At 31.8% G+C, this 22,210-nt stretch carries 19 protein-coding genes; 13 read left to right on the top strand and 6 right to left on the bottom strand.

The genetic code is table 11. The annotated features are described in order from the left end of the window. Positions 1-2: 2 nt before the first annotated feature. Positions 3-992, bottom strand: a complete 990-nt coding sequence (locus GFV00_RS00185) for an iron ABC transporter permease (protein WP_160556796.1) — start codon at positions 990-992, stop codon at positions 3-5. A gap of 93 nt (positions 993-1,085) precedes the next feature. Here GFV00_RS00185 and GFV00_RS00180 point away from each other — a divergent pair, with 93 nt between their 5' ends. The 7 genes from GFV00_RS00180 (at position 1,086) to GFV00_RS00150 (ending at position 9,643) form a co-directional block, all read left to right on the top strand. After that, positions 1,086-2,474 (top strand): FAD-binding oxidoreductase, encoded by a 1,389-nt coding sequence (locus GFV00_RS00180; RefSeq protein ID WP_160556797.1) that lies wholly within the window; start codon positions 1,086-1,088, stop codon positions 2,472-2,474. Positions 2,475-2,542: 68 nt separating this feature from the next. Further along, on the top strand, positions 2,543-3,043 hold the full coding sequence (locus tag GFV00_RS00175) for an RNA polymerase sigma factor (protein WP_105297843.1): 501 nt from the start codon (positions 2,543-2,545) through the stop codon (positions 3,041-3,043). Beyond that, a complete protein-coding gene (locus tag GFV00_RS00170) occupies positions 3,033-3,725 on the top strand; it encodes a hypothetical protein (protein WP_160556798.1) in 693 nt (230 codons plus the stop codon). Before GFV00_RS00175 ends, GFV00_RS00170 begins: the two co-directional genes overlap by 11 nt. A gap of 130 nt (positions 3,726-3,855) precedes the next feature. After that, positions 3,856-5,694, top strand: coding sequence for a DNA topoisomerase IV subunit B (locus tag GFV00_RS00165; protein WP_160543186.1), 1,839 nt, complete (start codon positions 3,856-3,858; stop codon positions 5,692-5,694). A gap of 54 nt (positions 5,695-5,748) precedes the next feature. Next, positions 5,749-6,234, top strand: a complete 486-nt coding sequence (locus tag GFV00_RS00160; protein WP_160556799.1) for a hypothetical protein — start codon at positions 5,749-5,751, stop codon at positions 6,232-6,234. 40 nt (positions 6,235-6,274) lie between these two features. Then, a complete protein-coding gene (locus tag GFV00_RS00155) occupies positions 6,275-8,872 on the top strand; it encodes a DNA gyrase/topoisomerase IV subunit A (protein WP_160556800.1) in 2,598 nt (865 codons plus the stop codon). Between the two features lie 168 nt (positions 8,873-9,040). After that, entirely contained in the window at positions 9,041-9,643 is a 603-nt protein-coding gene (locus GFV00_RS00150; protein WP_160556801.1) for a superoxide dismutase, read from the top strand. Positions 9,644-9,689: 46 nt separating this feature from the next. Here the strand turns inward: GFV00_RS00150 and GFV00_RS00145 are convergent, their stop codons facing one another. Both GFV00_RS00145 and pnuC read right to left on the bottom strand, forming a co-directional pair. Next, the gene (locus tag GFV00_RS00145) at positions 9,690-9,929 is read right to left on the bottom strand and encodes a GlsB/YeaQ/YmgE family stress response membrane protein (protein ID WP_160556802.1); all 240 of its coding nucleotides are present in this window, start codon (positions 9,927-9,929) and stop codon (positions 9,690-9,692) included. A gap of 11 nt (positions 9,930-9,940) precedes the next feature. Beyond that, positions 9,941-10,558: a nicotinamide riboside transporter PnuC gene (pnuC, locus tag GFV00_RS00140; protein WP_160556803.1), complete on the bottom strand. Its 618-nt coding sequence runs from the start codon at positions 10,556-10,558 to the stop codon at positions 9,941-9,943. A gap of 294 nt (positions 10,559-10,852) precedes the next feature. Here pnuC and GFV00_RS00135 point away from each other — a divergent pair, with 294 nt between their 5' ends. Next, entirely contained in the window at positions 10,853-11,851 is a 999-nt protein-coding gene (locus tag GFV00_RS00135) for a tyrosine-protein phosphatase (RefSeq protein ID WP_160556804.1), read from the top strand. Positions 11,852-11,988: 137 nt separating this feature from the next. On the opposite strand, the gene GFV00_RS00130 is transcribed toward GFV00_RS00135, so the two are convergent. Next, positions 11,989-13,974, bottom strand: a complete 1,986-nt coding sequence (locus tag GFV00_RS00130; protein ID WP_160556805.1) for a heavy metal translocating P-type ATPase — start codon at positions 13,972-13,974, stop codon at positions 11,989-11,991. A 163-nt stretch (positions 13,975-14,137) separates the two neighbouring features. On the opposite strand from GFV00_RS00130, the gene GFV00_RS00125 reads away from it, so the two are divergent. Further along, a complete protein-coding gene (locus tag GFV00_RS00125; protein WP_160556806.1) occupies positions 14,138-14,575 on the top strand; it encodes a hotdog fold thioesterase in 438 nt (145 codons plus the stop codon). Further along, on the top strand, positions 14,575-15,582 hold the full coding sequence (locus GFV00_RS00120) for a chorismate-binding protein (RefSeq protein ID WP_160556807.1): 1,008 nt from the start codon (positions 14,575-14,577) through the stop codon (positions 15,580-15,582). The genes GFV00_RS00125 and GFV00_RS00120 overlap by 1 nt, the downstream gene beginning before the upstream one ends. A 14-nt stretch (positions 15,583-15,596) precedes the next feature. Here the strand turns inward: GFV00_RS00120 and GFV00_RS00115 are convergent, their stop codons facing one another. Both GFV00_RS00115 and GFV00_RS00110 read right to left on the bottom strand, forming a co-directional pair. After that, positions 15,597-16,853, bottom strand: coding sequence for a DUF763 domain-containing protein (locus tag GFV00_RS00115; protein WP_160556808.1), 1,257 nt, complete (start codon positions 16,851-16,853; stop codon positions 15,597-15,599). Positions 16,854-16,940: 87 nt separating this feature from the next. Continuing rightward, on the bottom strand, positions 16,941-17,606 hold the full coding sequence (locus tag GFV00_RS00110) for a metal-dependent transcriptional regulator (protein WP_160556809.1): 666 nt from the start codon (positions 17,604-17,606) through the stop codon (positions 16,941-16,943). Between the two features lie 124 nt (positions 17,607-17,730). Between GFV00_RS00110 and GFV00_RS00105 the strand changes: the two genes are divergently transcribed. The 3 genes from GFV00_RS00105 (at position 17,731) to GFV00_RS00095 (ending at position 22,200) form a co-directional block, all read left to right on the top strand. Beyond that, positions 17,731-19,770 carry a TonB-dependent siderophore receptor gene (locus GFV00_RS00105; protein WP_160556810.1) on the top strand — a complete coding sequence of 680 codons (2,040 nt, stop codon included), beginning with the start codon at positions 17,731-17,733 and terminating at the stop codon, positions 19,768-19,770. Positions 19,771-19,891: 121 nt separating this feature from the next. Further along, complete coding sequence (locus GFV00_RS00100) at positions 19,892-20,491, top strand: WbqC family protein (RefSeq protein WP_160556811.1); 600 nt, start codon at positions 19,892-19,894, stop codon at positions 20,489-20,491. Between the two features lie 14 nt (positions 20,492-20,505). Beyond that, positions 20,506-22,200: a S8 family peptidase gene (locus GFV00_RS00095; RefSeq protein ID WP_160556812.1), complete on the top strand. Its 1,695-nt coding sequence runs from the start codon at positions 20,506-20,508 to the stop codon at positions 22,198-22,200. The last annotated feature ends 10 nt before the right edge of the window (positions 22,201-22,210 follow it).

The following is a 22,210-nucleotide window of genomic DNA, read 5'->3' as shown; positions in this document are numbered from 1 at the left end:
GATTAATTTTTAAATCTGTCTTTTAAAATTATAAATAATATTGTTGGTACACCTATCAAAGAGGAAAGTATATTTACAGGCAATTGCGTATAACTCATAATAAGACTTACCAATAACATAAATCCGCTGCCTATTAAAATATTTAAATTAATTTGAGCCCAAAGTGCGGAAGGATTCCAAATTTGTCTGCAAAAATGCGGAATAATAATACCTACAAATACAATCGGCCCAAGCATAGCGGTTGTACTTCCCGTGAGTAAGCAGACGGCTATCAGAATATTAATTTTAAGCTTCGCCATATTCACTCCTAAAACCTTTGCATACTCCTCTCCCATGAGATAACCTATTAATTTTTTTACCGACATAAAAGCCGGAAATAGTCCCAGTATCGTGCAAATTGTAAAAACTGAAATTTGATTTCCGGATAATCCTTCAAATGAACCAAAAGACCAATATACGTATTGTTTCAGAGATTCAGATTGTGAGTAAAATTGTAAAGTACTGATTAATGACCCACAAAAAGAGGATAAAAGAAAACCAATAATAATAAATGTTGAAATATTCTTAATTTCTTTGGATATAAACAATAACAGGAGTGAAGTAAGCAAGGCACCCGTAAAAGCACTTATGATAAGTAACCAACCTTCTAGCCATTGGTATTGAAGAAAGAATAGTCCTCCACCTAAAAAAATAAGCAATGCTACAGCTAAAGCTGAAGCAGATGTAATTCCTAAGACGGAAGGTTCTGCTAAAGGATTTTTAAAAAGTTCTTGAAGTAAAAATCCGCTAACGGGTAATGATATCCCTGCTAATACTACAGCTACCGCCCTGTAAAATCGATACGATATAATTAACGTTTTAGTTTCTTCTTGAGTAAAAAAAAGATCGTATAAAGAAATATTTTCAAATCCGGTCAATAAATTAATAAGAAATAAGAATATACAACTTAAAAAAAGTAAAACTATAAGTAGTATAAATCTTTTTGAAAACATAAATACAAATATAAAAACTACTCGACCATTTGTAGTGAATAATCTATTAAATTCTGTTATCAAATTAGTATTTTTGCATTGAATTTTAACTTTATGCCTGAATATATTGATTTTTTTGTTGAATTATTAGGACCTGAACATTGTTTCTACGATGAACAAAGTCTTGAATTTTATTCTTATGATCATACCGAAAATTTAAGTTTTAAACCTTTGTTGGTTGTTAAACCTGAAAATTCGGAAGAAATTTCTCAAATAGTTAAATTCTGCAATGAAAAAACGATACCTATTACAACTAGATCCGGGGGGACCGGACTAATGGGAGGCGCTTTACCTATACATGGAGGAATTGTTTTATCCATGGAAAGACTTAATAAAATTATAGAAATTGATATTCAGAACTATCAGGCTGTTGTAGAAGCTGGTGTTATCAATTACCAACTTCAACAAGCCTTAGAACCGCACGGTTTATTTTATGGTCCCGATCCTTCGAGTTGGGGCAGTTCTTATATAGGAGGAAATATTGCTACCAATGCAGGAGGATTACGAGCGGTGAAATACGGAGTCACTTCTGCTTCCGTATTGAATTTAGAAGTAGTTCTCCCCAATGGAGAAATTATATGGACAGGTGCTAATACGCTTAAAAATTCAACAGGGTATAATTTAACCCAATTGTTTATTGGTAGTGAAGGTACATTAGGTATAGTTACCAAAGCCGTTTTAAAAGTTCTTACAAAACCCAAAACTGATATAACTTTGCTTATTCCTTTCCACAATTTAGAGGATTCGGCAAAGGCTGTAACGGAAATTTTTAAAAGCGGTTTACTACCATGTTCACTTGAACTTATGGAAAGAAATGCTTTGGAACAAACCTTATTGCATTTAGATGAAAACTCTATTATTTTACAGGAAAATGTACAAGCTCATCTATTAATAAATTTCGACGGAAATTCTCAAGAAGAATTATTACCATTACTTGAACAAACCATATCGGTTGTTGAATCCTTTCCGACAGAAGAAATTTACTTTGCTGACAATGAAACAGATAAAAATCGTTTATGGGAATTAAGAAGAAAAGTTGCTGAAATTGTAAAATCAAACGGATATACTATTGAAGAAGATACGGTTGTACCAAGAGCTGAATTACCTAATTTGATAAAATTTGCTCATCAATTAGCTGAAAAAAATGAATGTAAAGTAGTTTGTTACGGTCACGCAGGAGATGGAAATCTACACATTCGATTCAATCATCCCAAATATAAAAATTCGTATAATAATCCGGTTATTCACGCTATGCTTTATGAATTATTTGAGTATATCCATTCTCTTGGGGGAACAATTTCAGGAGAACATGGCATTGGATTGCTTCAAAAAACATTCTTGCCTATAGTTTTTTCAAAGGCTAATTTGCAAATCCAAAAAAACATAAAGAAAGCTCTTGACCCTAAAAATATTATGAATCCTGGAAAATTAATCCCCGATTAAATTAATCCAAATTCTATTTATGTAACAAAATTTTTAATGTAATTACTTATAATTTAATAACTAAACCTGTGAAAAAAATCGAATTAGAATTTTCGAAATTAATTGAAAAAAATCAGGGAATCATTCATAAAGTTTGCCGAATTTATACAAACAATGAAGAAGATTCTCAAGATTTATTTCAAGAAATTCTATTACAACTTTGGAAATCCTATAAAAGTTTCCAAGGAAATTCTAAATTCACTACTTGGATGTATAGAGTTGCACTAAACACGGCTATCACTCTTTTTAGAAAATCAACTAAAACCATCAATACCCAAGAAATTGATAACACCTTATATAAAATATCTGAAAATGATGATTTTAGTGAAAAGCAAGAACAAATCAACAAGCTTTATGAGGCTATTAAAAAACTTTCTGAAATAGAACGAGCTTTAGTGTTGCTATATTTAGAAGATTTATCTTACAGAGAAATTTCCGAGACTTTAGGTATTACAGAAGTTAATGCTCGGGTAAAGATGAATCGTGTGAAAACCAAATTAAAAGAAATAATGAACAAAAATGAAGAATGAATTGGATATAGACAGTCTAAAAAAATCTTGGCAAAAGCAAAGTGAGACCAATCAATATTCTCAGGCAGAATTAATATTGATGCTTAATAAAAAATCGCGTAATAATGTAAAATACATTGTAATCATAAGTGTTATTGAATTTATAATTTTAATGACCTCTCTCCTGTTTACAGCAGCGGATATGAACCTTATTATGCCCAATTTGGGAGGGGAAGCTCTAAAAGTTTACATTCGTAATTACCACATGAGCAGATTGCTCATCTATTTTAATCTTATAACTTCCATTGGATTTATATTTTATTTTTACAGATGCTATAAAAAAATTAATCTCCTGTATTCAACCAAAGATTTAATCAATAATATATTAAGATTTAGAAAAAGCGTTAATTGTTTTATTTGTATTAATATTTTGCTGGGTGTATTGATACTAATTTTAACCGGCTTTTATGAATTTATGTATGGAAAAAGATTGGGACGAGGATTCAATTCTACAGATATTTTAAATATCGATCAAATAAGACTTAATTTCTCTTATCCTGAAAATATATTTGTTTTTATTATCATTTGCATAATTTTATTTTTAATAATTATCGCCTACTATTTATTAATTTATGGAATATTACTAAAAAAATTAAAGAAAAATTTAAACGAAATTAAAAAATTGGAAAAAGACAATCTATAATTTATTTTAAAAATACAAGAGGTAGATCAGTGGTCTACCCTATTACAAAATCATATACAATATACAATTTGTGTATGATTTTTTTTATAAATGAAAAATCGTATTTTTGCACATATTTAGTTGGAAGAAGATGAATCAAAGTACTCAATATACCGAGGATAATATAAAAACTCTCGAATGGCAGGAGCATATTCGTATCCGTCCGGGAATGTATATTGGAAAATTAGGTGACGGATCTTCCCCGGATGATGGTATCTATATTCTCTTAAAAGAAATAATCGATAATTCCATCGATGAATATGTTATGGGAGCAGGAAAAAAAATTGATCTTTCCCTTGATAATACCATAATAAAAATACGAGATTACGGAAGAGGTATTCCTTTAGGAAAAATGGTTGATGCCGTTTCTAAAATGAACACGGGAGGAAAATATGATTCCAGAGCCTTTAAAAAATCCGTTGGATTGAATGGAGTGGGTACAAAAGCCGTAAATGCATTATCCTCCTATTTTAAGGTTAAATCCGTACGTGATGGAGTTTCACGATATGCTGAATTTTCAAAAGGTGTACTGACATACGAAAGCCCTGAAACAGAATCCAAAGAAAGAAAAGGTACCGAAATTTCTTTTGAACCTGATTCTTCCATATTCGGAAACTTCAAGTTCAGGAAAGAATATATAGACAAAATGCTTAAAAACTATGTCTATCTTAATCCCGGACTGAAAATTTTCTTTAATGGAGAAGAATACTATTCTGAAAATGGTTTGCAAGACTTACTTCAAGATAATATTGAAGGAGAAACGATTTATCCTATCATCCATTTAAAAGATGAAGATATTGAAGTAGCTTTCACTCACAGCGAACGTTCTCAATCAGAAGCTTATTTTTCCTTTGTAAACGGTCAACATACCACACAAGGAGGAACACATCTCAACGCTTTTAAAGAAGCCTTCGTAAAAACCATACGAGAATTTTATAATAAAAACTACGATGCATCTGATATTAGAAAATCAATCATAGCAGCGGTTTCCATTAAAATTATTGAACCGGTTTTTGAATCGCAAACTAAAACTAAATTGGGAAGTAGTGAAATGGGACCCGATTTACCCACGATTCGAACTTTTATGAATGATTTTCTAAAAAAACATTTAGATAATTTTTTACATAAAAATCCGGAGGTGGCGGATGCTCTTCAAAGAAAAATTATAATATCTGAAAAAGAAAGGAAAGAACTTTCCGGCATTCAAAAACTGGCAAGAGAAAGAGCAAAAAAAGTAAGTTTACACAATAAAAAATTAAGAGATTGTCGTCAACATTACAATGATCAGAAGTCTCAAAGAAAATTGGAATCTACTATATTTATTACGGAAGGTGATTCAGCCTCCGGATCCATAACTAAAAGTAGAGACGTGGAAACCCAAGCGGTATTCAGCCTTCGTGGAAAACCATTGAACAGCTATGGATTGACCAAAAAAATAGTTTATGAGAACGAAGAATTTAATTTACTTCAATCTGCTTTAAATATTGAAATAAGCTTAGAAGATTTACGTTATAATAATGTAGTTATCGCAACAGATGCCGACGTTGACGGAATGCACATCCGTTTGCTTATGATAACTTTTTTCTTACAATTTTTCCCTGATTTAATAAAGAACGGGCATTTATATATTCTCCAAACTCCTTTATTCAGGGTTAGAAATAAAAAAGAAACACGGTATTGTTATACAGATGAAGAGCGAATTAAAGCAATCCAAGAGTTAGGAAAAAATCCCGAAATAACTCGTTTTAAAGGGTTGGGAGAAATATCACCTGACGAGTTTAAAAATTTTATCGGCAAAGATATAAAATTAGAACCCGTAATGTTAAGTAAAAATACTTCTATTGAAGAACTATTGGACTTTTACATGGGAAAAAATACACAAACCAGGCAAGAATTTATAATTAACAATTTAGTAATAGATACTTTTTAATAATTGAAATTAAAAAAAACTATATAAGATGAATAATCCAAAAACTGCTTTTTTATGAAATTTCAAAATCCAAAAACCAAAAGTAAAATTGCTATAATAAATATTGTAATATTGATAGTTTTTTTTACTAGTTTTGTATTTATCTATTTAAATGTACCTGCTTTTGGCAGAAGTGATGAATTTGTTTTATTTATAAGTCTATTATTGCTTATTTATTTAGCCTATTTAGGTTGTCCTTTCTTTAGGTATGACAGTGAGGGAGAGACTTTAATCTTTCAAAATGAGAAATCTCTTCCGATTGCATTTTTGGTTAGAGAATCATTATCTGACTTTCCTAAAAGAAAACTTGTTAAATTTGTTATAAAAAACAAGCCTTTATTTAAAAAAGTTTTAGAAATTTACATATCCAGTAAACGAGTAAGTTCAGGACAATCTAAAGTGAATTTCGATATTTCATATTTAAATTCTAGACAAATTAGAGATATACGAATTTCACTTAATAAGGTAATCAGCGAAAACAAAAAAGAAATTTATCAATAAAAGTTTATAATAAGTATATAAAGACACTTTTAAACTAATAATGAACGAAGACAATCAAGAAAACGTAAATAAAAATAATCGAAACACTGAAACTATTCAAAAAATATCTGGTATGTACCAGAATTGGTTTTTAGATTATGCTTCTTATGTCATTCTTGAAAGGGCTATTCCATCCATCTTCGACGGTTTAAAACCCGTTCAAAAAAGAATCCTACACTCAATGAGGGAATTAGAAGATGGCCGATATAATAAGGTTGCCAATGTGGTGGGTAATACCATGAAATACCACCCCCATGGAGACGCTGCTATTACTGATGCTATCGTTCAAATAGGACAAAAAGAACTATTAATTGATACCCAAGGAAACTGGGGTAATATATATACAGGAGACGGAGCAGCTGCTGCCCGTTATATTGAATCCAGATTAACTCCTTTTGCTTTGGAAGTTGTCTTTAATCCTAAAACTACGGTTTGGAAACCATCTTATGATGGACGGAATAAAGAGCCTGAAAACCTTCCTATAAAATTTCCCTTACTTTTATCTCAAGGAGTGGAAGGTATTGCCGTGGGATTATCAACTAAGATTTTACCACATAATTTTTTAGAATTAATCGATGCTTCTATTGCGATTTTAAAAGGAAAAACATTTACCTTATATCCTGATTTCCAAACAGGAGGTTTAATTGACGTTGCGAATTATAATGACGGAGAACGCGGAGGAAAAATAAGGGCTCGAGCCAGAATTTCAAATCCTGAAAAAGGACTTCTTCTAATAAATGAAATTCCGTATGGAACTAATACAGGTTCTCTTATAGACAGTATCCTTAAAGCCAATGAGAAGGGAAAAATTAAAATAAAAAAAGTTGAAGATAATACCGCTTCTGAAGTTGAAATTTTAATACACTTACCTAATGATGTCTCTCCGGACAAGATGATTGATGCATTATATGCTTTCACAGATTGCGAAATTTCAATATCTCCTAATGCATGTGTCATCAATGTAGACAAACCGGAATTTTTAAGTGTTTCTGAAATATTAAGAAGAAATACCAACCATACTGTAAATCTTCTTAAGCAAGAATTAGAGATTGAACTCGGCGAATTGCAAGAACAATGGCATTTTGCTTCGTTAGAAAAAATATTTATCGAAAACAGGATCTACCATCAAATCGAAGAACTTGATAAGTGGGAAGATGTGATCTCAACTATCGATGCCGGATTAAAACCTTTTACTAAACATTTGATTAGAGAAGTTTCCGAAGAGGATATTAATAAGTTAACTGAAATACGCATTAAAAGAATTACCCGATTTGACCTGGATAAAGCAGAGGAAAATATTGCAGCATTAGATGGAAAAATAAAAGAAGTAAAACACCATTTAGATCAATTAATCCAATATGCAATTGAATACTTTACCAATATAAAGAAAAAATACGGGAAAAATAAAGAAAGGAAAACCGAAATTCGAACTTTTGATACAATTGACGCAGCAAAGGTTGCAGTTGCAAATATTAAATTCTATGTCAATCGTGAAGAAGGATTTATTGGATATTCCCTTAAAAAGGATGAATACCTTTTTGACTGTTCGGATATAGATGATATAATTGTGTTTAGAAAAGACGGGGTAATGCTGGTTACTAAAGCAGATGCTAAAACCTTTGTAGGAAAAAACATCATCCATGTAGGAATTTGGAAGAAAAATGATACCCGTACTATTTACAATATGATCTATCGTGAAGGTAAACTAGGTCCTTGGTATATGAAAAGATTTCCGGTTACCTCCATAACCAGAGATAAAGAATATAATTTAGCCTCTACCGCTAAAGGTTCAGAAGTCCAATATTTTACTGCGAATCCCAATGGTGAAGCGGAATCAGTTACCATTTTCCTTAAACCCAGCCAAAGGTTGAAAAAATTAAAGTTTGACATAGATTTTTCGGAATTAGCCATTAAAGGAAGAAGCTCTAAAGGAAATTTGGTATCAAAAAATTATATAAAGAAAATTGAATTAAAAGAGTCAGGTATTTCTACTTTAGCCCCTAGAAAAATATGGTTTGATGAATCAGTACAACGCTTAAACGTTGAAGGCCGCGGTAAATATTTAGGCACTTTTAAAGGAGCCGATAAAATTGTTACCCTCTCTTCTACCGGTATTGCTAAACTTCATACTTTTGATCTGTTAAATCATTTTGATAATGAATTTTTAGTACTTGAAAAATGGAATCCGGAAAAACCGGTATGTTGTATATATTACGACGGAGATAAATCCATTTATTATATTAAACGCTTCTTATTAGATGATACCTTGAATCCGCAAGTATTTTTTATCTCAGAAAATCCAAGATCTTTTATAGAATGGGTTGGAACCGGATGGAAATTAATTGCTAAAATCAATTTTGGTAAAGATAAAAGTCCGGAAACCATTAATTTAGAAGACTTTATAGCTATTAAAGGAATTAAGGCACAAGGAAATCAAATTTCTAAAGAAAAAATAAAAAAGATAACCATTACAGAAGAACCTTACGAACAGGAAAATGAAGCAAATGCCGATGCTGAAACTGAAGAAGCCCCAACTGAACCTAAAGATTCTCAAGATCCGAACTCCGGGACAGATGGTGAACAGATAAATCTTTTCTAATAATCTGAATATTTTTTATTTCAAAAAAACAGTAAATATTTGTTTACATATTAATTTCAAATATCTTTATTAAATAATTTAATGCCTTTACCGCATACTTACTCTTAAATTCACTAGATTTGTTTAATAAATTTAAGTTAAGTTTAATTTTTAATTAAAAAAAAGAATATGGCATTTGAATTACCAAAATTACCGTATGCATACAATGCGCTAGAGCCTTATATCGATGCAAAAACCATGGAAATCCATTATACGAAACATCATGGTACTTATACTACAAATTTAAATAATGCAATCGCCGGTACAGAACTTGAAAATTTACCTATAGAACAAATTATAATTAAAGGTTTTGATAAAACCCCTATAAGAAATAATGGTGGTGGTTATTTGAACCATTGTTTATTTTGGGAATGGTTAACCCCTAATGGTAAAGGTAAACCGGAAGGAAATTTAGCTGCAGCAATCAACGAATCTTTTGGATCTTTTGATGCTTTCAAAGATGAATTTTCAAAAGCAGCAGCCGGCAGATTCGGATCCGGATGGGCTTGGTTGTTATCCAATAATGGAAAATTAAGTATTGGCTCAACGGCAAATCAAGACAATCCTTTAATGCCGGGAGTAGGTGCATCAGGAACTCCTATTCTAGGGTTGGATGTTTGGGAGCATGCTTACTATCTTAACTATCAAAACAGAAGAGCAGACTACATCAGTGCTTTCTTTAACGTGATAAACTGGGATAAAGTTTCTGAATTATTTGAATCAAGTAAATAAATCAGTATAAAGATTTAATAAAAAGCCGTCTAAATTAGATGGCTTTTTATCTTTTAGTGAAGATTGACACCAATGCTAAAAGGAAAATAGCGCCAATAGTGGACATAGCCAATAGGAGAGTTTTATCATTTTCATTAACCGGTATTTGAAGATGTCTAAATAGCCAATTTCCTAAAAAACTACCTAAAATACCAACCATTAAATTTCCAAAACATCCAAAACCTCGACCTTTAATTAAAGTCCCTGCTAAAAAACCGGATGAAATCCCTATAAGTAATGTCCACATTATTTTATGTTCTAATTTTTTAACTTTTGTGAATTAATAATTTTTTTCCAATCTAAATATCCAAAAATTGCGATGATAAATAAAAATATAGTTAAAAGAGAATATAATAAAAGTCCTTTATGAAGTAATAACGGAACGGCTATAAAATTACTAATATTTAAAAAAATCCAATTATCCAGTTTTCTTTTTGCTAATAGCCACATACCGGCCCAAGCAAATGCGCTCACCAATGAGTCCCATACAGGAACATCTGAATTAGTGTAATTCGTTAAGAAAAAATATAAAAGAATCCATGAAAATATCACAATGCAACATGCGATTAATCTATCGTTGACAGTACATAAACTTACCGTACTACTATTATTAGTTTTATTTGTCCATAAAAACCATCCATATATACTCATCACAAAATAATATCCTTGCAATAAAATTTCCGCATATAAACGAAAATCCCAATAAATATACATGGTTATGAGTATATTAAGTAAGCCGCAAGGATACAACCAAACCTTATTATATTTGGCGAATAAAGCTTCCGCTATACCAAAAGCTACTCCTATGGCTTCTAACAAAGAAATTTGATAAAATTGTTGCTTTAAAATTGTCCACCATTCATGTATTGAAACCATAGTTACACCTATATTTATTTATTAGTACTTAAACATACATTATATGTAGATATTTTATTTTCTTAGAAAGTCATGATTTTAATATAAATTTTAAAATCAATCCGATTGATTAAAACGTAGTATTCCTGATTTCGTATAGTATATTATTATTTTACCTACAAAGATATTAAAAAGACCTACTTTAATTAGTATTCTTTTACAAATAATTAAAATATAGATTATTTCAATAATTTTTATGGCAATAAATTTGATGTGATTTAAGTTTTTAATAAGTAATATAATCCAAAAATTAGTATGATAGCAGGTATGACTAAAGAAAAAGAAAATTCAGATAACCCTATTGACATTCTAAAAAGATGTAAAATTATACGAGAAAAGCATACAAAATCAGCTTATTTAAATATAAATATTTCGGGAGAATGGAAATTATATTCAGGCGATTCAGTTCAAACTATTGATACTAAAAAACCGATCGCGCAAGGTAAAGATTACGGAACTTATCCTTTATATATATTACCATCCAAAAGAAGTTATTTTAAATTAGAGACTTCCGAAGGATCGGCTATACTTGCGGAAACACACCTTCCGATGGAAGGAGGATATAATTTTAGAGATTTAGGAGGTTTAGAGTCTAAAGACGGAAAACGAATTAAATGGGGGAAATTATTTAGAACAGACGATTTATATAATTTAACCCATAATGATTTACTATATTTATCCAGTATTCCTATAATTACTCTGGTTGATTTCAGATGCGAAGAAGAATATAAAGCCTTACCGGACAAAATTCCTGCAGAAGTTAAAAATCATTACTATTTATGTATTGAACCCGGTCGTTTAAAAGCATATGCTAAAAGTATTCATACGAGCAAAAATGATGTAATAAATGCTATGAAGCATTTATACAAACTTTTAGTTACAGAAGATAAATATTTAAACGCATACGAAGAATTTTTTACCTATATACAAGATCAAGAAAAATTACCGCTCCTTTTTCATTGTTCAGCAGGGAAAGATCGCACCGGATTGGCTACCGCATTGTTGCTATATGCTCTAGATATTCCTAAAGATATTATTTTAAAAGATTATTTAGCATCCAATGATTATCTGGCGGATAAATACCATCCGTTGATTGAACAAAATCCATCCAACAAATATTTATATACGGTCATACCGGATTATTTAGAGAGCGCATTAAACGAAATAGAAAATGAGTATGGATCCATTCAAAATTTTTTGATTAACCGAATGCATTTAAATATTGATAAATTGAAAAATAATTTATTGTATTAATATCTGTTTAAACATTAGAATCAAAAAATAATCTTCAATCAACATATATCGAATTTTAAACAGATAAGTACCTAATTTACTTACCTGTTTTAATAAAGAATGTATTAAAATTTATTCGTACAAATGGTAGAGAAATTCTATTTATTTAGGTTGGCTTTTTGTAGACGAACGGCATTTAATATAGCTAAAAGGGCTACTCCCACATCGGCAAATACAGCTTCCAATAGATGAATATCACCAAAAATTCCTAAAATCATTACAATAATTTTAATACCAAAAGCTAATATCACATTTTGCCATACAACATGTTTCGTGGCTTTACCTATTTTAACAGCTAAAGGAATTTTAGAGGTCTGATCGTCTTGAATTATGACATCGGCTACTTCGATCGTCGCATCACTGCCTAAACCTCCCATGGCTATACCAACATCACTTAAAGCGATCACCGGTGCATCATTAAATCCATCACCTACAAAAGCTACTTTACCAATCACTGTTGATTTTATTTCCTTCATTTTACTTACCTTATCTTCCGGTAAAAGTTCACCATAGGCATGATCTATACCTAATTCCCGGGCAACTTTTTGTACGATTGTATTTTTATCACCGCTAAGAATAGTTGCCCCGATGCCTAAATCATGTATTTTTTTAATATCTTGTTGAGCTCCTGATTTAATTTGATCTGCAATTTCCAAATATCCGGCGAACTTATTATTTACTGCAATTAAAACTACAGTATTTATGATTTCTTTACAAGTATCCGGATAAGAAATAGAATAGGCATCCATTAATTTAAAATTACCTACTAACAATTCATTATCTTCTATTTCCACTTTAATCCCTTTTCCCGGAATATCTTCCATGGAAGTAATTTTTGTTACCTCAGGTTTTTGATTTACATAAGCTTGAATTGCGGTGGCAATCGGATGATTACTATGAGATTCAGCTATATTAACCCATTGTAATAATTGAGTCCGATCAAAACCTTGCTCAACATGTACATTTTGAACAGAAAAATTTCCTAAGGTTAAAGTTCCTGTTTTATCAAATACAATTTGTTTGACTTCAGCCAAGATATCCAAAAAGTTGGAACCTTTAACCAAAATACCGTTTCTTGAAGCTAAACCTATGCCTCCGAAATATCCTAAAGGTATTGAGATTACCAAAGCGCATGGACAGGATATAACTAAAAATATTAAGGATCGATATAACCAAGTTTCATATTCATAGTTTGCAACAAAAAAATAAGGTAATATAAACACCAACAAGGCAATAAAGAAAACCGCCGGAGTATAAATCTTCGCAAATTTTCTGATAAACAATTCTGTTTTCGCTTTTTGACCGGTAGCATTTTGAACTAAATCCAATATTTTAGATAATTTACTGTCTGAATAAGGAGTAGTAACTTTTACAAGTGAAGAAGTGTTAAGATTTATCATTCCTGCTAAAATGGTCTCCCCTTTTTCTTTACTTTGCGGGGTACTTTCCCCGCTTAACGCAGAAGTATTGAACGTAGCCGTTGAAGAAAGCAATTCTCCATCCAATGCTACTTTATCTCCCGGTTTCAGTTGTATAATTTCGCCTACTTGAACCTCTTTAGCTTTTACGACTTTAGTAGTTTGATTTTCAATAATTGTCGCTTCATCGGGTCTTTGATCTAATAAAGCATTAATATTTCTTTTAGCTTTAGCTACTGCCAACGATTGGAAGTTTTCTCCAATGGAATAAAATAACATAACTGCAACCGCTTCCGGATATTCTCCTATATAAAAAGCACCTACCGAAGCTAAAAACATTAACGATAGCTCATTGAAAAAATCCTTATGCTTAAATTCTTCCAACATTTCTTTAAATACAGGATACCCTACAGGCAAATAAGCTAGTATATATGCTCCCAATTTAATCCAAGAATTGAAAAATGAAGTTTTAGAATAATCTAAAATGAGAGCGAGAGCTAAAAGGATAGAACTTATGATGGCCGGTAAAAATAATTGAAAAATATTTATGTTGAAATCTAGTTCGTGATCATGGGTATGCCCATGAGAAGATTCATGATCTCCTTGATTAGTAATATTTTTTCTATCGTTGTCATTACAGGCACAACCGGGTTTATAAGAAGACATAACTATCTATATTTTTTAATTATATAACAAAAATAATTCCCCTATGTTGCAATCAGATTGCAAAGAAAGAAATAGTAAAAAAATTAGAATCGGTATTCTTTCCTCTCGCCCAATCCTTGAGTTTAATTTTTTATAAATTTGCATGAAACGTAAATAATAAAAAATGGATAAGGCAGAACTTTTGGCCAAGCTAAATGAATCTTCACCAAATACACTAATGGATACCTTAGGGATCGTATACACTGATTATACAGGAGATACACTAACTGCAGAAATGGAAGTAAATTCCCGGGTACACCAACCGATAGGATTTTTACATGGTGGAGCCTCATTAGCTCTTGCTGAAACTGTAGGTTCGGTTTTATCTATTACCACGGTTGATCCTTCAAATTATTATGTTTTCGGAACGCAAGTAAACGGTTATCATTTAAAATCTGTTAAAAACGGAAAAATTTCAGCTACAGCCCAATTTATTAACAAAGGAAATACATCCCATGTGGTTGAAATTAATATTTTTTGTACGGATGATGAGGGAAATACTTTTAAAAATTGTTATGTTACCATGACTAATCGCATTGTTCCTAAAAATAATTTTGAATAATGGTATTTTCTGAAACAGTTAAAGATTGCATTAAAAAAAATATTCCTTTTGCTTTTATTCGACTTCCTAAAGACAGTAAAATATTTTTAATCAAAAAGGAAGAGGGCGGCTTATATGAATATTCTTTTCAATCTTTTGATAATTCAAAGAAATATACATTCCATTTTTCAACATTTACTGAGGTAAATGATTTATTACCATCGAATGACCTTATATTTCCTCTACCTAACAATGAAAATACAAAGGTTATTTCAGAACAAGAATATTTAAATCTTCTTCAACGGACCATTCATTATATTCAACAAAAACAAACAGATAAAATTGTAATTTCTCGCGAAAAATGGATCAATAAGGATAAAATCAACCCTTTCAAATCGTTTTTGTTTTTATGCGAAAAATATCCATCCTCCTTTTGTCAGGTAAGCTATTGGAATCAAAATGAAATTTGGATGGGGGCTACTCCTGAAATCCTAGGTTCTTTTGAAAATTCTTTATTTACAACGATGGCGCTTGCAGGAACGTTACCGGATATTGATTCGGTTCATTGGGAAAGCAAAGAAATAGAAGAGCAAAAATATGTCACAGATTATATTTGTGAAAAAATTAAAGTCTATACTTCGAATTTAACGGTAAAGGGTCCTGAAACACTTCATTTAGGACTTGTTAAACATTTGATAACCTATCTTTCTGCAAGATTAAAAACTTCTGATCAACTACCTCAATTGATAGCAGATTTGCATCCTACACCTGCCGTTTGTGGAATTCCGTTAAATAAAAGTAGAAGTTATATTTTGGAGAATGAAGGATATAATCGTGATTTTTATGCAGGATATATAGGATTGGAAACTCAGAAATTTAAAAAGTATTTTGTTAATTTACGATGTGCTAAACTATATGCTAATGGAGCTTTACTTTATGTAGGTGGTGGTATTACAGCGAAAAGTAATCCGCAAAAAGAATGGACCGAAACAGAATTAAAGGCTAAATTTATTGGTGAAAGTCTTTAAATACCTTCTTATGCTTAATCAAACAGGCTGAGTTGGTTTTTATCTATTTTTTTAGTTACAGATTTATTAGTTTTCTTGACGGTTTTTTTTATAAGACTGCTGTTTTCAACGGCGTCTCCATATATGGTTTTACCACCGTATTTCCAAGAATTTTTCCGTTCATTTTCAATCCATTCATGAAAATTGTTATTGGGTTTAAAATTCTTTTCAATTTCCATAGATACTTTGGATAGATTTTTCAATGCTTCCAATTTATCGGTTTCTCCTAATTTAGATCGTTGCAATGCTTTATCAAAAACTTCAATGGTTTCATCATATACTCGAGTGGGTACAGGAAAAGGATGTCCGTCTTTTCCTCCGTGTGCAAAAGAAAAACGGGCGGGATCTGAAAATCTGGAAGGAGTGCCATGTATTACCTCACTAACTAAGGTCAACGATTGAAGCGTTCTGGGTCCTACTCCATTCAAAAGCAACAGAGATTCCACATCTTGAACATCTGTTTCATGAGCAAGTACCAAAGCGGCGCCCAATCTCTTCAAATTGACGTCTTTTTCACGTACCTCATGATGAGTAGGCAGTATAAGAGATATTTCTTTCATTAAACGATCCGGATTTTCCTTAGTTAGTTCCAAAATTCCCTGTTTGGTAGTAGAAGCATCTTTATCGGTCAGATTAAGGATTTCTCCTTTGTTTTTACCATAAATAAAAGTATGGGGAGTTTCCGTAAAGGATTGAACTGAAGAAGACAGCCAATGATACCTTCTTGCCAGTTTATCGTTGATATTCATTCCTTGCTGCACAACTGTCCAATCACCATCTGTAGTAACTACAAAAGAATGTAAATATATTTGGAAACCATCTTGAACCGCACAATTATCAACTTTAGCTACCAATCTGCTCTTAGTAATGAGTTCATTTGCATCTAAACCGGTTTTATCGGCAATATGAAGTAATTCCGTTGGAGTATTTCGTGAAGATTTCCCCCTGCCCCCGCATACATAAATACCAAGTTCCGAGGATCTTTGATTTATTGCTTTTTTCAAAGCATTCATAACGGAAGTGGTTATTCCTGAAGAATGCCAATCCATTCCTAAAACACATCCTAAAGATTGAAACCAAAACGGGTCGCTTAATTTTTGTAAGAAAGTTTTTCTTCCGTATTCTTGAACTATAGCCTCCACAATCGCTCCACCTAATAAAGCCATTCTTTTAGCTAACCAGGCGGGAACTGTTCCATAGTGTAAAGGTAAATCTGCATATCCCTTCTTCATATAGTAAATATAGTAAAAATTAAATTAATTTACTCATTTACTGCACTTTTACCTTATAATTAAAATGATAGTAATTGCGCGGTAACTTTAATTTAAACAATTTTTGACTAAAAGTTTTTCAGCAATCATATTACTTAAAACTTCTGTTCTATTTTGACCTACAATTTGAACGGTTACACTTCCGTCAAACTCTTCAACTGATTCAATCTGAAATTTAATTCCTAAATTGAAATTTTTAGAATTTAAATACTTTAAAAATTCTTTAGAACTGTGAATGATAGCGGATAATTCCACGATTTCTCCAATCTGGTATTCGTTTAACTTTTTAAAGCGTCCCCCTTCAATATTTCCTTGTTTATCCGGTATGGGTGAACCGTGAGGATCGAACTTAGGATAATCTAACAATTCATCCATTTTATTGAAAAATTTTTCTGAATGTATATGTTCGATTTGTTCGGCTACTTCATGAACATCTTCCCAACTAAATCCCATTTTTTCAACCAAATACATTTCTGTTAGACGGTGTTTCCTAAGAATTAAAGCGGCTTCTTTTTTACCTTTTTCTGTCAGTTTTAAAGGTTTATAGCTCTGATAGTTTACCAATCCTTTTTTCAAGAATTTTTTCATCATGCTGTTCACTGTAGGCATTTTGATATCTAAGGATTGGCTTAACGCCAAAGTAGATACTTCTCCCTTTTCGTCAGACAGATTATATAAGGCTTTTAGATAATTTTCTTCTATAGATGAGAACATTTACAAATATATTAAAATATTAATTTTTCAAGATCAAATAATTTATTTTTCCAAAATACAATCGTAAAATAAATTTGTTAGACTAATCTAATTTTATATATTTGCTAGTCTAAAATTAATAATTATGAAAAGAGGATTGACTGTACTTTTTGCATTATCCCTTTGCACTCTATATTCCCAAGAAGTTAAAGATTCAATTAAAAACCCTAAAGAAAAATCTATTGACGATGTTGTCGTGACAGGAACCTTGAAGGAAGTTAGAAAATCTGACAGCCCGGTGCCTGTTGAAATTATTACACCAAAACTATTCAAAAAAAATCCTACTCCCAGTCTTTTCGATGCCGTAGGAATGATTAACGGAGTTAAACCTCAAATAAATTGCAGCGTTTGTAATACGGGAGATATTCACATAAACGGTATGGAAGGTCCTTATACCATGATATTAATTGACGGGATGCCTATCGTTAGCGGATTAGCTACTGTTTATGGTTTAAGTGGGATTCCCAATAGTTTGGTAGAAAGAATTGAGGTAGTTAAAGGTCCCGCCTCTTCTTTATACGGCTCAGAAGCTATGGGGGGAATTATAAACGTAATAACTAAAAACCCACAAAAAGCACCCAAATTTGCAGCGGATATTTTCAGTACAAGCTGGGGAGAATTAAGTACGGATTTATCCTTTAAATTTAATGCCGGTAAAAAAGTAACCAGTTTACTGGGTATCAATCATTTTTATTATGATAATCCTATCGATGCCAATCACGACGGTTTTACCGATTTAACTTTACAAAACAGAATATCGGTTTTTAATAAATGGAGTTTTAAACGAAACGAAAACAGAGTTGCCAGTTTAGGGCTGAGATGGGTCAATGAAGATCGCTGGGGTGGAGAAATGAACTGGAGTAAAAAATATCGAGGAAGTGACGAGGTTTACGGAGAAAGTATATATACGAAACGTGCCGAAGTGATCGGACTTTACCAATTACCTCTACATGAAAAAATATACACCCAATTTTCATATAATTGGCATGATCAAAATTCATGGTATGGGAATACTCCGTATATGGCAACTCAACAAGTAGCCTTTATCCAAAGTTATTGGGATAAAACCATAAAAAATCATAACTTTTTAGCAGGTGCTTCTTTTAGATATACTTACTACGATGACAATACACCTGCGACCGCTTCTCCTGACGGTTCAAAAAACAGACCTTCAGAAACACCGTTACCGGGATTATTTTTACAAGATGAATGGTATATAAATACTAAAAATAAACTTTTACTTGGGTATAGATACGATAACGATAAACATCATGGAAATGTACATTCTCCAAGAATTGCCTATAAGTTTTCACCCAATTATACGAATACCTTCCGAGCCAGTTTTGGAACCGGTTTTAGAGTTGTAAATATCTTTACGGAAGATCATTCTGCTCTTACGGGAGCGAGAGATGTAGTTATCTTGAATTCTTTAAAGCCTGAACGTTCATATAACGGAAATTTGAACTATGTTAAAAAAATGATGTTCGATGATCTGAATGTAAATCTGGATATCACCGGTTTTTATTCTTATTTTACTAATAAAATTATTGGTGACTTCGATTCCGATCCTACTAAAATCATTTATGATAACTTAGACGGACATGCTGTTTCGCAAGGTATATCTTTAAATACGGAATGGTCTTTTTTAATTCCTTTTAAAATTATGGCGGGTGTTACTTATATGGATGTTTACACCAAAGAAAAAGATGACAAGGGTTCTTATCTTAGAACAGATCAGCTTTATGCTCCCAAATGGTCCGGAACATTTGTTATGACTTACACATTTCCTAAAAATTATATATTGGACTTTTCAGGACAATGGAACGGAAAAATGAGGTTGCCTATCGAGCCTAATGATTTTAGAAGTGAATATTCCCCGTGGTATTGCATTGCAAATATACAGGTAACCAAGAAATTCCATAATGGAATGGAAATTTACGGAGGAATTAAAAACCTATTTAATTTTACGCCCAAAAATCCGATCATGCGTCCTTTTGACCCTTTCAATAAAGAGGTTGATAATCCGATTACCAATCCTAACGGGTACACTTTTGATACTTCTTATAATTATGCGTCCTTGCAAAAATTAAGAGGATTTTTGGGTATACGATATAATTTTTTCTAATTAATTTTAAAGTCAGAAAAAAAAATAAATTTCATATAAAATAGATCGCATACATATTTTGTTAAAATAAGAAGATCATATTTATTTTTATGGTAAATTAGCACTTTCATAAAAAATATCTATGATCGTCTTACCTTGTTTTTATTTTCCTCCTGTTTCTTATTTTGAAAAATGGATCCATTCGGAAAAGATCTATTTGGAACAGTGGGAAAATTTTCCTAAACAAACTTATCGTAATCGTTGCATTGTTCAAGGAGCTAATGGAAAATTGCCTCTTATTGTTCCTATTGAACATTCAGGAGCCAGAATTATAAAAGATATTAAGATTTCCTATGCGTCTTCATGGCAAAAATTACACATTAAATCATTACAATCAGCATATCAAAGTTCTCCTTACTTTGAATATTACGAAGATAAGCTAATCCAATTATTGGAAAAAAAAGAAACCTTTTTAATAGATTTAAATCTAAACACATTAGAATGGGCATGTTCTATCCTAAAGTTGGAATGTTCGTACGAACTCACGGATGAATACGTAAAAAATCCTCCGTTCACCGATGCGCGAGAAGCATTCAATGCAAAAAAAGAAAGTCCCTATAAAAATAAAAAATATATTCAGGTATTTTCAGACCGTTTCGAGTTTATGAATGATCTTTCCATACTAGATCTTATATGCAATCTTGGCCCGAAATCTGCTAATTACCTTACTAATGTCGAATAAATAAATAATTTTAAATGAAGATAAAACTATTAAGCCTAAGCTTCGCTTTTGCATTCTTTACTGCCAATGCATTTGCTCAAAATAACGTTCCGGCAGTTGATTCCCTTGCTTTAAAAAACTGGTATCATCAAAGTTATGAAAAAACCGGTATTTATGGTGTAGGGACTACTGATGCTATTGAATTTCTAAAGTCTAAAGGACTCAAGCCCTCTCCTATTATCGTTGGAGTAATTGATAGTGGTGTACAAATTGATCATCCGGATTTGAAAAATAATATTTGGAATAATCCAAAAGAAATCGCTAATAACGGTAAAGATGACGACGGTAATGGATATGCTGACGATGTTCATGGATGGGATTTTATCGGTGGAAAAGATGGAAAAGATGTAGACCACGATACTATGGAATCAACCCGTATTGTTTCTTTATATGAAAAACTATTCGAAACCGGTGATCTGAAAACGAATGAAAAAAATCGGGAAAAGTATCCGAACGAATTCAAAGAATATCAAAGAGCTAAATTTATATATGATAAAGATTTAGGTGAAGCTAAAGATGCCCTATCTAATATTGATGAGCAAAAAGCTTTGATAAGACAAATGACCACTGAATTACAAAATGCTCTGGGTGACAAACCTTTGACTCTTGAAAATGTAAATGAGGCAACTTTTACTGTTCCTCAATATAAACAAGCTTTCCTTCAGATGATTGCAAATAATAGCGATTTGGAAGGAAAAAATGCAACTCAAATCAATATGTTGGCAGATAGTGAAATGGGGGAAGCAGTTAAATACTATTCCGGTAAAGTAGATTACATGCTTAATAAAAGTTATGATCCTCGCTACATTGTAGGTGATGATTATACAGATATTAAGGAAAAACATTACGGTAACAATGAAGTGGAAGGCCCGGATGCATTACATGGAACTCATGTTTCCGGTATAATTGCAGCAGTTAGAAATAATAATATAGGTATGGACGGTATTGCCGGTGATGTTGCAAAAATCTTAGTAGTTCGAGCAGTTCCGGATGGTGATGAAAGAGATAAAGATATTGCCAATGCCATATATTATGCCGTTGATAATGGCGCTAAAGTCATTAATATGAGTTTTGGTAAGCCTTTTTCTCCTAATAAAGAGAGAGTATGGGAAGCTATGAAATACGCGGAAAAAAAGGGTGTATTAATGGTTCATGCTGCCGGTAATGATAATAAAAATGTAGATACTGAGTATAATTATCCAACCAATTTTAAGGACAATGAGCATAAATCTTTTGTAAACAATTGGATTACCGTAGGAGCCAGTACTCGATTTAATAATGCATTGAAAGCATCTTTTTCCAACTACGGAAAAGAAAAAGTTGATATTTTTGCACCAGGATTAGAAATTTACTCTACCGTTACCAAAGGAAAATATAAATTTTTACAAGGTACCAGTATGGCTTCTCCGGTTGTTGCGGGATGTGCTGCCCTTTTATGGTCTTATTTTCCTCAGTTAACTGCTGAACAAGTGAAAAATATATTATTCATAACAGCAAATAAATCCACTATAGAAGTAACGGCAGGTGGCGAGAGTGAAAACAGTCCTATGATTAAAACAACTTTTGATCAACTTTCAGCAACCGGAGGTGTTGTAGATGTTTTTAGAGCCGTGAAATATGCGTATGATAATTTCAACCCTGAAAAAGGAAGTAAAAAAGGAAAAAAATAAGTTGAATACT

The sequence above is a fragment of the Apibacter sp. B3935 genome (assembly GCF_009827705.1).
In the GTDB taxonomy this organism is placed as follows: Bacteria; Bacteroidota; Bacteroidia; order Flavobacteriales; family Weeksellaceae; genus Apibacter.
This window is presented reverse-complemented; position numbering and strand designations above follow the sequence as displayed.